Below are 14425 nucleotides of genomic sequence, written 5' to 3' on the forward strand. Positions count from 1 at the left end.
CCGTAGCATCCTATCCCCGCGCCTTCGGCGCGCCCCCTTACAAAGGGGGCTCTGCTCCAGTTGGTCTGCTGGGCGCCACCAGCCACCAGCCGCCAATCCCCAATCCCCAATCCCCAATCCCGCCGGTTACAGCCGGTACGCCACGGCTTTCATGAGTCTGGAGGCCAGGGCCATGGCGCTGGGGATCGGCGGCGGGAGGAGGCGGGCGCCGGCCTGTTCGGCCTGGTCGGCGTGGCGTGCCTCGTCGATCTTCATCACGCGCAGGATCGCGCGGCTGCGCTGGTCGATCTCCGGCAGGGTTTCCAGGTGTTCGTCCAGATGCGCTTCGACCTGGCGCTCGGTTTCGACCACGAAGCCCAGGCTCCAGTCGTCACCGCGCAAGCCGGCCAGGGCGCCGAGCGCGTAGCTGCCGGCATACCAGAGCGGGTTGAACAGGCTGGGGCGGCTGTCCAGCTCGTGCAGGCGGTCGGCACACCAGGCCAGATGGTCGGTTTCTTCCTGCGCCGCCTCCAGCAGATGCTGCTGGGTGTGGGCATCGCGGGCGACCGCGGCCTGGCCGAAATACAGGCCTTGCGCGCAGACCTCGCCGACGTGGTTGATCCGCATCAAGCCGGCGGCGTGGCGACGCTGGTCCGGTTCCAGTGCGACGTCGGGGGTGTCGGCGGCCGGGTTGGGCCGCTCGGCGGGCGGATTGCCGAATACCGTGTCCAGCGCGCGCTGGGCTTCGACCAGCAGCCGGTCGAGCGGGCCATGCAGTCGGAAAGAGGAGGTCTGGGTCATGCGCCGATTCTGGCCCCCGACCGAGCCGCTGCCAACCGCCAGCACTCCGGCCGGCCGGCGACTTGCGTGGCCTTGTATCGTCCCGTACAATCCCGCCTCTTCTGTTTCGCCTTCACAACGCGTGGCAAAGTTCCAGCGGCCATTGCCGCTGCAATCCGCCCGACCACTCAAGAGTTTTCTCATGACTACGTTCACCGCCAAGTCCGAGACCGTCCAGCGCGACTGGTATCTCGTTGACGCCGCCGGCAAGACGCTCGGCCGTCTGTCCACCGAACTGGCCCGCCGTCTGCGCGGCAAGCACAAGCCGGTTTATACCCCGCACGTCGATACCGGCGATTACCTCGTGGTGATCAATGCCGAGAAGATCGTGGTCACGGGCAACAAGCTGAAAGACAAGAAGTATCACCGCTTCACCGGCTACATCGGTAACCTGAAGACCGAGAGCCTGGAGCAGGCGCTGGAGCGCCACCCGGAGCGCGTGATCGAAATCGCCGTCAAGGGCATGCTGCCGAAGGGCCCACTGGGCCGCACCATGTACCGCAAGCTCAAGGTCTATTCGGGTGCCGAGCATCCGCACGCCGCCCAGCAGCCGCAAGTTCTGGATATCTAATCATGGCTATCACGCAAAACTACGGCACTGGCCGCCGCAAGTCCTCCACCGCTCGCGTGTTCCTGCGCAAGGGTACCGGCAACATCACCGTCAACGACCGTCCGCTGGACGAGTTCTTTGGCCGTGAGACTGCACGCATGATCGTGCGTCAGCCGCTGGAACTCACCAAGAACACCGAAAGCTTCGACATCCTGGTCACCGCCTCCGGCGGCGGCACCACCGGTCAGGCCGGTGCGATCCGTCTGGGCATCGCCCGTGCACTGGTCGAGTACGACGAAACCCTGAAGTCCGAGCTGCGCAAGGCTGGCTTCATGACCCGTGACGCCCGCGAAGTCGAGCGTAAGAAGGTCGGTCTGCACAAGGCCCGTCGCGCGACCCAGTTCTCCAAGCGCTGATCCATCGCGTTTGCTGCGTCCGGTTCGCCGGGGCGCCCGCTTCAAAAGCCCGGCCATGCCGGGCTTTTGTCGTTTCGGGGGTGCGCATCGTGACTCTGCGCTCGTGGCCTGGGCGTGCTGGGTCGCAGGGCAGGTCTTTCGGGGCCGGGTCTGGCAGCTTCGCAGGGGCGGCATGGCCCTCTTCTCGTGCCAACAACCTGGCGGCGGCCGCTGCGTCTGTGCACGGCCGCCCGGGGTGATGCCATGCGGGGTGGCCAGGTTCCGGCAGTGGTGCCTGTCTGCCTGTCTGCCTGGCCGACGCAGCACGCCCATTCCGGCAGGGTGGGGCACCTGCGGCCGATCCCTGTGCGCCCTTGGTGCGGCAGTGGTTGGTGCGGACCATTCCCGGTGGCTGCCGGGTCGGATCATCGGGCAACAAAAAAGGCCCGATCGTCAGATCGGACCTTCTGTGTTTGGCTGCCCCGGATGGATTCGAACCACCGATGCCTGAGTCAGAGTCAGGTGCCTTACCGCTTGGCGACGGGGCAATAAAACGTGTTGGGCCAAGATTATTGCATGCCTGTGAGCGCATGAACACCTTGGTGGCTATGGGTGGACTCGAACCACCGACCCCAGCATTATGAGTGCTGTGCTCTAACCGGCTGAGCTACATAGCCTAGGGAGCCGGCAATTCTTACCAAGCGCTCGCGTGTTGTCAAGCATTTCGTTTTCAGCTTGTGAGCCGGCCATCGCCGTGGCAGAGTCGGTGACAGTAGATTTTCAGGAGTCCGCATCGTGATCGATCCGGACGGTTTCCGGCCAAACGTCGGCATCGTGCTGATGCGAGAGGATGGTCAGGTGTTCTGGGCACGACGTGTGCGCAGGGACGGCTGGCAGTTTCCGCAAGGTGGCATGAATACCGACGAGACACCCGTGGAAGCCATGTACCGCGAGTTGCGCGAAGAAACCGGGTTGTTGCCCGAGCATGTCGAATTGCTCGGTGCCACCCCTGGATGGCTGCGCTATCGCCTGCCGAGCCGGGCAGTACGGCGCAATGAGCGCCAGGTCTGCATTGGCCAGAAGCAGGTGTGGTTCCTGCTGCAGTTCACCGGCCACGAATCCCATCTCAAGCTCGACCACACCGACACGCCCGAGTTCGATCACTGGCGCTGGGTGGATTTCTGGTACCCGGTCGAGCATGTGGTGATGTTCAAGCGCGGGGTCTATGCGCGCGCGCTGCGTCATCTGGCTCCACTGGCGCAGACCATCGCCGGCTCGGCGGCGGTCGGGGTGATGCCCGAGCGTGCGCTGGAGGCCTGGTTGCCGGGCAGCAGCGCGGCCGGGCACGACAGCCCGCGCAAGCGTCCACGCAAGCGGGGCGGGCCTCGTGCGGTCCGGATTAATAATGATTAACGTTTGGAATTGACACCTATTCTCGTTTGCGGTGGAATCAGTGCCGGTCCTCTCCGGATCGCCAGCACCCGACCGATACCGTGTACGTCTGCATCTGTAATGGGGTCACCGACCACCAGATCCGCGAAGCGGCCGAGAATGGCTGCGCCAGCCTGGCCGAGCTGACCATGCGCACCGGCTGTGGTTCAAACTGTGGGTCGTGCCTGGAGATGGCGGGCGATGTATTGAGCCAGGCCCATGCGAGCCGCGCGCTGCCGTTGCCCATGCTGGGGCTTGCCAGCGCTGCCTGAGCATTCCTCCGGCGCGTCCGCGCGTCGTCGATGACAGGTTGACGGGGCTGGTGGGCGCATTGACGCTTTCCTCGCGCCACTGGCGTCGACAGGTCGCCTTGCTGGCCTCCGGCCATGCGCTCGCTCCGGAACCGTTGCGGTCATCGGTCAGTCCGCCGCTGGTTCCCTCCACAGTCCGCAGCGACTGCTCGACGCAGATCGATAGAGCTCCGCTCCCGCGACAGGCCGTACGACGATCCAGCCGGGAGCGGGCAAGCGTCCCGCAACTGATCACGATTCGCGTTCCTTCATGCGCCGCGGCAACGCGCTACAGTGCGGCCGGCTCACTGTCTCGGAGACATCGCATGAAGGGCGATACCAAGGTCATCGAGTACCTCAACAAGGTGCTCTACAACGAACTCACTGCGATCAACCAGTACTTCCTGCACGCCAAGATGCTGAAGAACTGGGGCCTGAAGGAACTGGCCGAGCATGAGTACAAGGAATCCATCGACGAGATGAAGCATGCGGACAAGCTGTCCGACCGCATCCTGTTTCTCGAAGGACTTCCCAATTTCCAGGCGCTGGGCAAGCTGCGCATCGGCGAGAACCCCACCGAGATGTTCCGCTGCGATCTGGCGCTGGAGCGTGAGGCGGTTGCCGTGCTGCGCGAGGCCGTGGCCTATGCGGAGACCGTCAACGACTACGTGAGCCGCCAGCTGCTGGTGGACATCCTGGAGTCGGAAGAAGAGCACATCGACTGGCTGGAAACCCAGCTGGATCTGGTGGCGCGCATCGGCGAGCCGAACTACCTGCTGACCAAGCTGGACGACTGAGGGCCGCTGACCGGGCTGCAGCGCTGCCGGCAGGCGGCGCGTTGATGGGTGGCTTCGGCTCACTGCATCCTGGCTCTTTCTGCCGTCGGGCCTTCGGCCTCTTTCACCGCGAGATCAATGCCGGCGCGCATGAGGTCATGAGCGGTCGGCGTGGCTGTCGCTGCCCGGAAGCTGCATGTACCACGCGCACGCTCTTGCTGCGAGCGCGTCCTTGGCACCCGACTGACAGCCGCTGCCACGGTTTGTTGGCCGCCCTCAGTTGGCGGCGCGGGCCTTGGTCTGCAGGCGGGCGACCTGGCCGAGCAATGCCAGGCGAGCGCGTGCGTATTCGGCGATGACCAGGGCCACCATCACCGAGGGGCGTTCGATGGTGCCGGTACGCGCGGCCAGTTCGATCCGGCGCGCGGCATTGGCCAGCGCCTGGGCGCCGACGTTGGCGCTGGAGGATTTGAGCGTATGCGCCAGATCGCGCAGCTGCATGCTGTCGCGGTTGGTGGCCGCGGTTTCCAGGCGTTCGATCATGCCCGGCGCATCTTCCAGGAACAGCTGCAGGATGGTGATGGTGTCCGCGCCCGCCACCTCGTACAGCTCATCGATCACGCTGTTGTCCAGGATCGGCAAGGCGCGCGCCTGCGCGGCGCTGCTGGCGCTTTCGGGGGCGGCTGCGGCCTGGCTGCCATGGGGCGTGCCGGCTGGCAGCGGTTGACGCGGCAGCCAGCGTTGCAGGCAGGCGTCGAGCTGCTCGCGGGCGACCGGTTTGGACAGGTAGTCGTCCATGCCGGCAGCCAGGCAGCGCTCGCGATCGCCGGCCATGGCGTTGGCGGTCATCGCCACGATCGGGACCGGACGGCCGCCGCTCTCGGTCTCCATCGCGCGCCAGCGGCGGGTGGCGGCATAGCCGTCCAGCACCGGCATCTGGCAATCCATGAAGACCATGTCGTAGCGGGTGGACTCCATGCTGCTCAGCGCGGCGTCGCCATCGGTGGCGGTGTCGGCGTCGAAGCCGAGCACGGCCAGCAGCTTCTGCGCGACCAGCAGGTTCACCGGGTTGTCTTCCACCAGCAGGATGCGCACTTCGCGCGTACCGGCCAGCGCCGGTGCCATCGGCTCGGGAATCATCGCCGCGGCCAGCGTGGTGGCGGGGGCCGGCGTTGGATCGGGCGGCAGCACCAGCGAGCGCAGGGTCTCGTCCGGGCTCTGGCGCGGCACCAGGGTGGCATGGTCCTGCAGCTCGGCAGGCACCGGCTCGTCGCCATACAACCAGATCAGGCGCGCGCCACCGAGGTCGTCCGGGCGCGCAAGTGCGCGATGCACGGCGCGCGCGCTGTAGCGCAGCGTGTCGTGGTCGGCAATGACGCAGCGGAAGCCTTCGTCGTCGCTGTGGCGACGCACCCGTTCCAGCGCTTCCTGGGTGGTCTCCATCAGCACATGCGACACGCCCCAGCCGTCGAGCAGGCGCTTGAGACGTTGCGACAGGCGTGTGTCGGAGCTGATCACCATCACCCGGGCGGCATCGGCGCCGCTGTTCTGCTGCAGGTCGCCGATGACCTTGAGCAGCGGAATCTCGAACCAGAACGTGGCGCCGCGCCCGGGCTCGGACTCCACGCCGATGCGGCCGCCCATCAGGTCGATGATGCGCTTGCAGATCGCCAGTCCCAGGCCGGTGCCGCCATACAGGCGCGTGGTGGAGGCGTCGGCCTGGGCGAAGGAGCGGAACAGGCGCGCCTGCTGATCCGGGGCGATGCCGATGCCGGTATCGCGCACCTGGAAGCGCAGCAGGTGCTGGGCGCGGGTTTCGCCCAGGCGGCGCAACTGGATGTCGACGCTGCCGCGCTCGGTGAACTTGATCGCGTTGCCGATCAGGTTGCCCAGCACCTGGCGCAGGCGGATCGGGTCGCCGCGCACCAGCAGGCGCACCGATGGCTCGATATCCAGCGCCAGGCGCAGCTGCTTGCCTTCGGCGGTACGCTGCAACAGCTGCACGACGCCGTCGAGCAACTCGCGCAGGTTGAAGGTGGTGGTCTCCAGTTCGAGCTTGTTGGCTTCGAGTTTGGAGTAGTCGAGGATGTCGTCGACGATGCGCAGCAACTGCAGCGAGCTGCCGGTGGCGGTCTGCAGCATGTCGCGCTGGTCCAGGCTGAGCTGGCCGCTGGAAATGAGCTCCAGCATCGGGATGATGCCATTGAGCGGGGTGCGGATCTCGTGGCTCATGGTGGCCAGGAATTCGCCCTTGGCCAGCGTGGCGGCCTCGGCGGCCTGCTTGGCGCGCAGCAGTTCCTGTTCAAGCTCGCCGTGGCGCTGCAGCTCCTGCTGCAGGCGCTCACGGGCGACGTCGGCCTCTTCCAGGCGTTGCGTCAGGGCGTGCTGGGCGCGCGTGCTGCGGTAGCCGGCAGCTGCGGCGCACAGGCCGAACACCAACGCCAGCGCTGCAGCGGCGGCCGTCACCGTGCGCCACGGCCCGTCGATGGCCGACCACTGCAGGCCCGCACCCAGCGCTGCGACCAGCGCAGCCAACACGGCCAGGCCGCTCCAGGCGCGGAGGCCTCCTGCCCGCGCTGTCACTCAGAGCACCGCGTTCGTGAAGTCGAAGTCCAGTTCCTTGCCGACCGTCTGCACCAGGTTGCCCTGGATGAAGTCCACGCCACTCATCCACATCGCCGCGGCCGACTGCGGGTCCTCGATGCGTTGGCCGATGATCAGCAAGCCACGCTGATGGGCGATATCGATCACGCCGCGCAGTTCATCGCGGACTGCCGCATTGCCATGGGCATCGGCGAAGCGGTTGGCCATGCGCACGAAGCTCAGCGGCAGCTGGCTCAGCAGCGCGTTGGCTTCGTCGCCGGGCTCGAACTGGCTCAGGCAGAACTGCACGCCCGCCTGCATCAATCTGGCGCAGAACTGCTGCACGGTGACTGCGTGGATCAAGGCATCGTCCAGGCGCAGGTCGACGATCAGCGATTGCCCGGCCACGCCGCGCTCGACCAGCGCCTTGAGCAACCAGTCGGCGAAGGCATCGCGCGCCAGCGTGCGCGGCGACTGCGACACGAACAACCGCAGCGGCGGGTGGGCGTGCTGGTACAGATGCAGCAGGCCGAGCGCGTGGTCCATGACCTGCTGGTCGAGATCGGCGATGCGTCCGGCCGCTTCGGCGGCGGGAATCACCTGGCCGGCCGACAGCAGCGTGCCGTCGGCCTGGCGCAGCCGCAGCAGCACCTGGTATTGCGCCGTGTCGCCGCCGGCCACCGCCACGATCGGTTGATACGCCAGTTCGAGCTGGCCTTCGACCAGGCGCAGCTGCTCCTGCTGTTCGGCCTGGCTGGGGGCCAGGTAGGCCTGCACGCCGTCGCTGCGCAGGCGCGCCTGCAGCGCGGTGCGCTCGACCGCTTCCAGCGCGCTGCCGGTATCGTCGAAGCCCAGGCCCAGTGGTGCCACGCCGATGGCGCAGCGCACGTGCACCGATTCTTCCTCGCGCACCGGGAAGGCATGGGCCGACAGCCGCTGGCGGATTTCCAGTGCCTGCTGTTCCAGGCTGGCTTCGGGCATGTCCACGCCCAGCAGCAGGAAGCTGTTGTCGTTCAGGCGCGCCAGCGGATACGGCTGCGCGGCACTGGCCAGGCGATGCCCGGCCTGGGTCATCAGGCGCTCATAGGCGGCATAGCCATAGCGCTCGCGCAAGCCGAGCGCGCTGGCGATTTCAATGAAGAACAACCCGCCGGTCTGCCTGCGCGCCAGCGCATCGGCGAGCAGTTCCATCACATGGGCACGTGTCGGCAGGCCGGTCTCCGGATTGCTGCGCACGCTGACCTGTTCACCGGCCTGCTGCAGCGCCTGCTGGCGTGCGCGGCGGATGCGGTTGGACACCGCGGCGATCAGGTGACGCGGGCGGATCGGCTTGGTCAGGAAGTCGTCGGCGCCGCTGTCGAGCACTTCGAACTGACGCTCCGGATCCGGGTCGCCAGTGAGGAAGACGATCGGCAGCAGCTGCTGGCCGGGCTGCTGGCGGATCAGGGTGGTCAGGCGGATGCCGTCCAGCTCGGGCATGTGCAGATCCATCAAAATCAGATCCGGGTGGTAGTCCTGGATCGCCTGCGGCACGCTGGCGGCGGTCATTTCCACCTGCGCATGCATGCCGGCACCGTGCAGCACGCTCTGCGCGAACAGCGCCTGCGAGCGGTCGTCCTCGACGATCAGCACGCGGTACGGCGCATCGGCGGCCATGGTGTCGTCGCCCTCGCGCGACGCCGAGACAGTCGCCAGCGTCGGCGCTGCGGCAGCCGCGTGCGCGCTGCCGCCTGGCGCGACGGCCTGGGCTGGTGCCATCGGCAGGATCGATGCGGGTGCGGCAGCGGGCGCGGGAATGATGGCGGCACTCACCGGCTCTGCCGGGTTGGATGCCGCCGCGGCCTCGTCGGCCCAGCGGCGCCAGTAGTCGGCCGGCGGTGTCTCGGCGCGCAGTGGGCGATTACGCGTGGCGGTGTCGTCACGGGTGAAAGGAACCGGATCTCGGGCGGCCATCAATACTCCCTACAGTCGCGATGATTATGCGATGAACTTCACGATAGCGGGGAGCGACGTGCAGCCGGCGTGGTGGCAGGGCGCATCGGCGCAACCAGCCGCCGCATGCCCCGCCACAGCAATCGCCACACCCACCAGACCACCAGCGTAGCGAGCACGCTGGAGCCCACCGCAACACTGAGTGCCAGCCATGGGTGCGCCAGTGCCAGCGCCAGGGCGGTGGTGGCGATGGTGTCCTCGGCCAGCGAGGCGACCCAGTTGCTGGCCGGTTCGGGCGAGGTGTTGAGCAAGGCGCGGGTGCCGGCCTTGAGGGTGTGGCTGGTCAGCGCCACGCCGGCGCCTGCGGCCAGCACGCCGGTGCTCAGGTCACCGTCCGGCGACAGCGTGGCCGCGGCCAGGAAGGCGCCGGCCGGCACCCGTGCCAGCGTCTGCAGCAGGTCCCAGCCCGAATCCACGCCGGGGATCTTGTCGGCGAAGAACTCGGCCACCGCCAGTGCACCGGAGGTGCCCAGCACCCACCACGACTGCGCCGGATGCAGGGCCGGCGGCAGCTCGATCCAGCCGAGCAGGCCGGCCAGGCCGACACCGAAGACGGTGAGATAGACACGGATGCCGGCCAGCCAGGCCAGCAGGATGCCGATCACGAACAGATGGGCTTCGCTCATGGCGTTGCTTCCTGCGAACAATGCGGAACTATCGGATAACCGCCGGTCCAGCGCCAGCACGATGGTTGCCGACGCTCTGGCACACTACGCCGCCCATGACTGCGCCGGCCCGTCCGGACCCGATGCCCATGCGACCAGCCGCACGCGTTCAGATCGTCCAACGTGACTCCGGCGGTGGCCGTTCTGGCGGCCGCTGGCGGTGGCTGGTGATCGCGCTGGTGTGGCTGGCATCGCTGGGCGGGGCATGGTGGATGGCCAGCCGTACCGCTGCGCCGCGCCTGGTCGAGGCCGAGGCGGCGTTGCAGCAGGCGCAACGCAGTCAGGCCCAGCAGCGTCGGCAGATTGCGCAGTTGCAGCAGCGCCAGGTCAATCTGGAAATGTCCGACAAGATCAGCCGCGCCGCCAACACCGAAGTGCAGGCCTCGCTGGCCGAGCGTGACGAGCAGATCGCCGCACTGCGCGCGGATGTGGCGTTCTACGAGCGCCTGGTGGGCTCCACCGCGCAACGCAAGGGGCTCAACGCACACTCGGTGCAATTCAGCGCAGAGGCCGGCGGCACCTGGAACTACAGCGTGGTGCTGACCCAGAACCTCAACCGCGGCGCGATCAGCCAGGGCCAGCTGCGCTTTACGGTGGAAGGCGTGCGCGCCGGCAAGCTGGTCACGGTGAACTGGAACGAGCTGCACCAGAAGCCGGATGCGGCCGGGCAGGCCTACTCGTTCCGCTATTTCCAGCAATTGGACGGCAGCGTGATCCTGCCGAAGGATTTCACTCCGCAACGTGTCAGAATCACCCTGAGCGGCGACGGGGCGCCGGTCAATCAGACATTCGACTGGAAAGTCGCCGGGAGTGGCGCGGGGGAGTAGCTCATGTTCGGAAACAAATCCAACCGTGGTGCGCAGACCGTGGTCGATACCTTGATCGGGCCGCAGGTGGTCATCCGCGGCGACCTGGTGTTCAGCGGCGGGCTGTATGTGGAAGGCCGCATCCTGGGCAAGGTGATCGCCGAAGACGGCGCCGGCGCCATCTTGACGGTGGCCGAGCAGGGCAGCATCGAGGGCGAGGTGCGCGCGCCGGTGGTGATCATCAACGGCCAGCTGACCGGCGATGTGCATGCGGCCGAGCGGGTCGAACTGGCCGCCAACGCGCGGGTGCAGGGCAATGTGCATTACCAGGTGGTGGAGATGAGCGCCGGTGCGCAGCTCACCGGGCGCCTGATCCATGCCGCCACCGCCGGCGCGACCGCCGCGTTGCCGGCGCCGGACGCCGGCCGTGCCGAACCCGCCAAGGCCTTGCAGGCCGAGACTGCCGAGGCCTGAGTGCGTGGCCTGCGGCTGAAGCGGGGTGTCGGGTTTGGCAGGCAGTGCTTGAAGTGGGGCCGCCTGGCCCCCATGCTGACGCCATGAGCACGCTCGTTTCGCTTCCCACCGCCGCCCCGGCCCCGGACTACCAGTCCATCGACCGGCCGCTGAACTTTTCTGTTGCCGCCGCCAGCAAGGTGCGCGAGCTGATCCAGGAAGAAGGCAACGCCGAGCTGGCGTTGCGCGTCTATATCCAGGGGGGCGGCTGTTCCGGCTTCCAGTACGGCTTCGAGTTCGACGAGAACCGCGCCGAGGACGACCTGGCCGTGGCCACCGACGGGGTGACGCTGCTGGTCGACCCGCTGAGCCTGCAATACCTGATGGGCGCGGAAGTGGACTACACCGAAAGCCTGACCGGGGCGCAGTTCGTGATCCGCAATCCGAATGCCAAGACCACCTGCGGGTGCGGCAGCAGCTTCAGCGTCTGAATCGACGCGGTTGCCGGTGTTTGAGGCGCGGGCGATCTGCTGCGTGCAGCGTTTCCATGTTCAGCGCGGCGTGGTGAGTGCGGTAGCGGCATAAGTGCGGCGACAGGGCTGCATGCGGTACGTCGCTTGTGCATTGCGGGTCTTTTGGACGCGATGCATGTCGCGCGACACCAGCACCGATACCGATACCGTTCGCCGGGCGCAGTCAAAACGCCGAGCGATGTGCGCCACGTACCGCGCAGACGATCGCCACCGGGACGAATGCCACGGGGTGGTATGGCGCCACGCGCCATCGATATGCATGTCTAACGCGCTGTAAACATTTGCGTGCTGCGGGTTTCGCCATGCGCGCGCAAGCTTCGTGCGCGTGAGCTGGAGCGCGTGCGGCGATGGCCATACTGCACGCACGCCCAAGCGCCGGTGCCCGGACATGCTCGCTTCATTCATGCATCGCGTCTTGTCTTGCCTGACACACGCGGGCCTCGCCACTGCGGTGAGGAGCGTGCCGCGCGCGATGCCGATTCCACACCATGGCGCAGTAAGCGCATCGCCACGCGTGCGTACGTGGATCGGGCAGCTGATCCCGCTCCTTTGTCGCGCCGGCTCCCCCGCCCCTTGCATCCATCCATGAGAGAACGCCTCACCATGTTGCAGATCAGAACCCGATCGGCGTTTGGCCTGCTGGCCATGCTTGGCATCGCCAGCGCAGTGCTTGCACCCGGTGCGCAGGCGTCACCCGCGCGGGGCAGCTTGCTCAGCAGCAATTTCCTGACCAGCTACACCCGCGATGCGATTGCTGCATTGCTCACCGCCGAGCCGGCGGCCGAACAGCCCAGATGCAACGTGCGCGTGGCCGAGTTCACCTATGCCACCGTCGGCGTCGATGGCGAACCGGCCACGGCGTCGGGCGTGGTGCTGATTCCAGGTGGCGAGCGTTGCACCGGTCCGTATCCGTTGCTGGGCTGGGGGCGGTCGACCGCGACGCTCCGCAACGAGGAACAGGCCAAGGACATCCGTGATGCCAAGGGGAACGACCCGCTGGTCACTCGTCTGGCCAGCCAGGGCTATGTGGTGGTCAGCAGCGATTACCTGGGGCTGGGCAAATCCAGCTACGGTTTCCATCCCTACCTGCATAGCGCATCCGAGGCCAGTGCGACGATCGATGCGCTACGCGCGGCACGCAGCGTGCTGCAGCGGCTGAAGACGCCGTTGTCCGGCAAGGTGATGCTGTCGGGGTATTCGCAAGGCGGCCATGCCGCACTGGCAACCCAGCGGGAAATCGAGGCGCATCTGTCCAGCGAGTTCCATCTGGTGGCCAGCGCGCCGATCTCCGGGCCCTACGCGCTGGAGCAGACCTTCGTGGACAGCTGGAGCGGGAGCAACGCCGTCGGTGAAAGCAGCTTCGGCATCATTCTGGGCAGCTACGCGATCGTCGCGATGCAGCACACGTATCGCAATCTCTATCTGGCGGCCGGGCAGGTGTTTCAGGACCCATGGGCGGCCAGGGTCGAGGGGCTGTTCCCCGGCAAGCTGGGCCTGACCGATCTGGTGCTGGGCGATACGCTGCCCGGGATCGATCAGCTCAAGGCGTATTTCCAGCCCGGCTTCTACCGTGACTTCGCCAGCAACCCGGACAATCCGTTCCGCAAGGATCTGGCACGCAACGACGTGCTGGACTGGGCGCCGCAGACGCCGACGCTGCTGTGCGGTTCGTCCAACGACGCGACCATCCCGCTGAAGAATGCGGTGACCGCCATTGCCGGTTTCAAACGCCGCGGCAGCACCCAGGCAGCGCTGGTGGACATCGGCAGTGGCGACCCCAACGACAACTCGGCTTTCGTGCATCTGACCACCAATGAGCCGTGCATCGTTTCCGTACGGCATCAGCTGCTGGACAAGCAGCGCTGAGGCCTGGATGGCGGGGCGCCGCCAGCGCCGATGATCGGTCGCGTCCCGGGTCCGCCTGGACGCGTCACGATCCGATCGAGGCCTTGTCGCTGTTGCAGGCGACAAGGCTGAGCATGCCCGGATTCGACCTGGTTGCCGCAACGCCGTGCCGATCACGCGTGGCCTGCCGTGCGGCGCAGCGCGCAATGTGACGCAGTCAGCACCGCCGGCGAGCGCGGGCCCGTGGCACGTCTGAACGCGCGCCGCCAGCCGGGCCTGCATCCGTGGCGCGCCGGTTGCAGGCGATGCCGATTATCGGCAGGCTTGCGCCGATGTCAGAGCCTTACTTTTCCGCCTCCGGTTTTGCCTTCACCCACGCGCCGCTGGATCGCGGCGATCTGCTGCGTGACGATGCTGCTGCGCTGGCGCGTCTGTGGCCGCAAGGCCGCGTGCTGCTGCTCGATGCCAAGGGCACCGCGCTGGCCGATGCCGATGGCCAGCCGCTGCTGATGGACGGCGCCGCGCTTGGCGAAGCGCCGGACGGAGCGATCTTTCTGGGGCTGCGCGATGGGGTCGGCTGGTTCTGCCTGCCGTCCGATGTGCCGGGTGTGGAAGCGCCGCAGCGCATCGACCTGCGCCAGGCCGCCGCCGACTGGCCGGCAGACGTCTCCACCGCGTTCGCCTACGCGCGCGCGATGCTGCACTGGCAGTCGCGCACGCGCTTTTGCGGTGTCTGCGGCGGGGCGATCGCATTCCGGCGGGCCGGCTTCATCGCCCATTGCACGCAATGCCAGACCGAGCATTACCCGCGCGTGGATCCGGCCATCATCGTGGCGGTCAGCGATGGCGCGCGCTTGCTGCTGGGGCGGCAGGCGAGCTGGGCGCCTGGGCGCTACTCGGTGATTGCCGGCTTTGTCGAACCCGGCGAGTCGCTGGAGCAGACCGTGGCGCGCGAGGTGTTCGAGGAAACCCGCGTGCAGGTGCAGGACTGCTGCTACCTGGGCGCGCAGCCGTGGCCGTTCCCGGGCGCGTTGATGCTGGGCTTCAGCGCACGCGCTGCGGCAAGCGAAGTGCCGCAGGTCACCGGCGAGCTGGAAGACGCGCGCTGGGTCAGCCATGCCGAGGTCACCGCGGCACTGGCCGGCGACGGCGAGATCGGGTTGCCGCCGCGTATTTCCATCGCGCGCGCGCTGATCGAGCATTGGCATCGCGTCCATGGCTGAGCCGGGGCGAGCGGCGCAGCGCACGCAGATCGGGTGCGCGTGCAGCGGCTCGGCTAGACTCGGT

General features: G+C 67.3%; 14 protein-coding genes and 2 tRNA genes. 10 read left to right on the forward strand and 6 right to left on the reverse strand.

All coding sequences use genetic code 11. The annotated features are described in order from the left end of the window. Positions 1-126: 126 nt before the first annotated feature. Positions 127-780: a 2-polyprenyl-3-methyl-6-methoxy-1,4-benzoquinone monooxygenase gene (gene coq7, locus EO141_RS00700; protein WP_119129441.1), complete on the reverse strand. Its 654-nt coding sequence runs from the start codon at positions 778-780 to the stop codon at positions 127-129. A 181-nt stretch (positions 781-961) separates the two neighbouring features. On the opposite strand from coq7, the gene rplM reads away from it, so the two are divergent. Both rplM and rpsI read left to right on the forward strand, forming a co-directional pair. Next, complete coding sequence (gene rplM, locus EO141_RS00705; protein WP_016902424.1) at positions 962-1390, forward strand: 50S ribosomal protein L13; 429 nt, start codon at positions 962-964, stop codon at positions 1388-1390. Positions 1391-1392: 2 nt separating this feature from the next. After that, on the forward strand, positions 1393-1785 hold the full coding sequence (gene rpsI, locus EO141_RS00710) for a 30S ribosomal protein S9 (RefSeq protein ID WP_016902423.1): 393 nt from the start codon (positions 1393-1395) through the stop codon (positions 1783-1785). Positions 1786-2238: 453 nt separating this feature from the next. On the opposite strand, the gene EO141_RS00715 is transcribed toward rpsI, so the two are convergent. Both EO141_RS00715 and EO141_RS00720 read right to left on the reverse strand, forming a co-directional pair. After that, positions 2239-2312, reverse strand: a tRNA-Gln gene (locus EO141_RS00715). A gap of 52 nt (positions 2313-2364) precedes the next feature. Continuing rightward, positions 2365-2441: transfer RNA gene (locus EO141_RS00720), tRNA-Met, on the reverse strand. Between the two features lie 118 nt (positions 2442-2559). Here EO141_RS00720 and EO141_RS00725 point away from each other — a divergent pair. The 3 genes from EO141_RS00725 to bfr all read left to right on the forward strand — a co-directional run bounded on the left by EO141_RS00725 (position 2560) and on the right by bfr (position 4282). Then, positions 2560-3177: an RNA pyrophosphohydrolase gene (locus EO141_RS00725; RefSeq protein WP_024938192.1), complete on the forward strand. Its 618-nt coding sequence runs from the start codon at positions 2560-2562 to the stop codon at positions 3175-3177. An 80-nt stretch (positions 3178-3257) separates the two neighbouring features. Beyond that, positions 3258-3467, forward strand: coding sequence for a (2Fe-2S)-binding protein (locus EO141_RS00730; protein ID WP_024938191.1), 210 nt, complete (start codon positions 3258-3260; stop codon positions 3465-3467). A 344-nt stretch (positions 3468-3811) separates the two neighbouring features. Further along, on the forward strand, positions 3812-4282 hold the full coding sequence (gene bfr / locus EO141_RS00735) for a bacterioferritin (protein ID WP_005990707.1): 471 nt from the start codon (positions 3812-3814) through the stop codon (positions 4280-4282). A gap of 255 nt (positions 4283-4537) precedes the next feature. On the opposite strand, the gene EO141_RS00740 is transcribed toward bfr, so the two are convergent. The 3 genes from EO141_RS00740 to EO141_RS00750 are packed head-to-tail and all read right to left on the reverse strand — an operon-like array spanning position 4538 to position 9462. Beyond that, entirely contained in the window at positions 4538-6805 is a 2268-nt protein-coding gene (locus EO141_RS00740) for an ATP-binding protein (RefSeq protein WP_164739007.1), read from the reverse strand. 39 nt (positions 6806-6844) lie between these two features. Further along, a complete protein-coding gene (locus EO141_RS00745) occupies positions 6845-8797 on the reverse strand; it encodes an EAL domain-containing response regulator (protein ID WP_164738991.1) in 1953 nt (650 codons plus the stop codon). 38 nt (positions 8798-8835) lie between these two features. Continuing rightward, positions 8836-9462, reverse strand: coding sequence for a DUF4126 domain-containing protein (locus EO141_RS00750; RefSeq protein WP_104649169.1), 627 nt, complete (start codon positions 9460-9462; stop codon positions 8836-8838). Positions 9463-9590: 128 nt separating this feature from the next. On the opposite strand from EO141_RS00750, the gene EO141_RS00755 reads away from it, so the two are divergent. The 5 genes from EO141_RS00755 to nudC all read left to right on the forward strand — a co-directional run bounded on the left by EO141_RS00755 (position 9591) and on the right by nudC (position 14361). Beyond that, positions 9591-10328: a DUF6776 family protein gene (locus EO141_RS00755; RefSeq protein WP_127168270.1), complete on the forward strand. Its 738-nt coding sequence runs from the start codon at positions 9591-9593 to the stop codon at positions 10326-10328. 3 nt (positions 10329-10331) lie between these two features. After that, a complete protein-coding gene (locus EO141_RS00760; RefSeq protein WP_104583528.1) occupies positions 10332-10781 on the forward strand; it encodes a polymer-forming cytoskeletal protein in 450 nt (149 codons plus the stop codon). A gap of 83 nt (positions 10782-10864) precedes the next feature. Continuing rightward, on the forward strand, positions 10865-11251 hold the full coding sequence (gene erpA / locus EO141_RS00765) for an iron-sulfur cluster insertion protein ErpA (protein ID WP_024938186.1): 387 nt from the start codon (positions 10865-10867) through the stop codon (positions 11249-11251). Positions 11252-11896: 645 nt separating this feature from the next. Next, positions 11897-13159, forward strand: coding sequence for a lipase family protein (locus EO141_RS00770; RefSeq protein ID WP_127168365.1), 1263 nt, complete (start codon positions 11897-11899; stop codon positions 13157-13159). 311 nt (positions 13160-13470) lie between these two features. Beyond that, entirely contained in the window at positions 13471-14361 is an 891-nt protein-coding gene (nudC, locus tag EO141_RS00775) for an NAD(+) diphosphatase (RefSeq protein WP_127168271.1), read from the forward strand. Positions 14362-14425 lie beyond the last annotated feature (64 nt).

Source organism: Xanthomonas sp. BRIP62415 (assembly GCF_003993515.1).
GTDB lineage: Bacteria > Pseudomonadota > Gammaproteobacteria > Xanthomonadales > Xanthomonadaceae > Xanthomonas > Xanthomonas euroxanthea.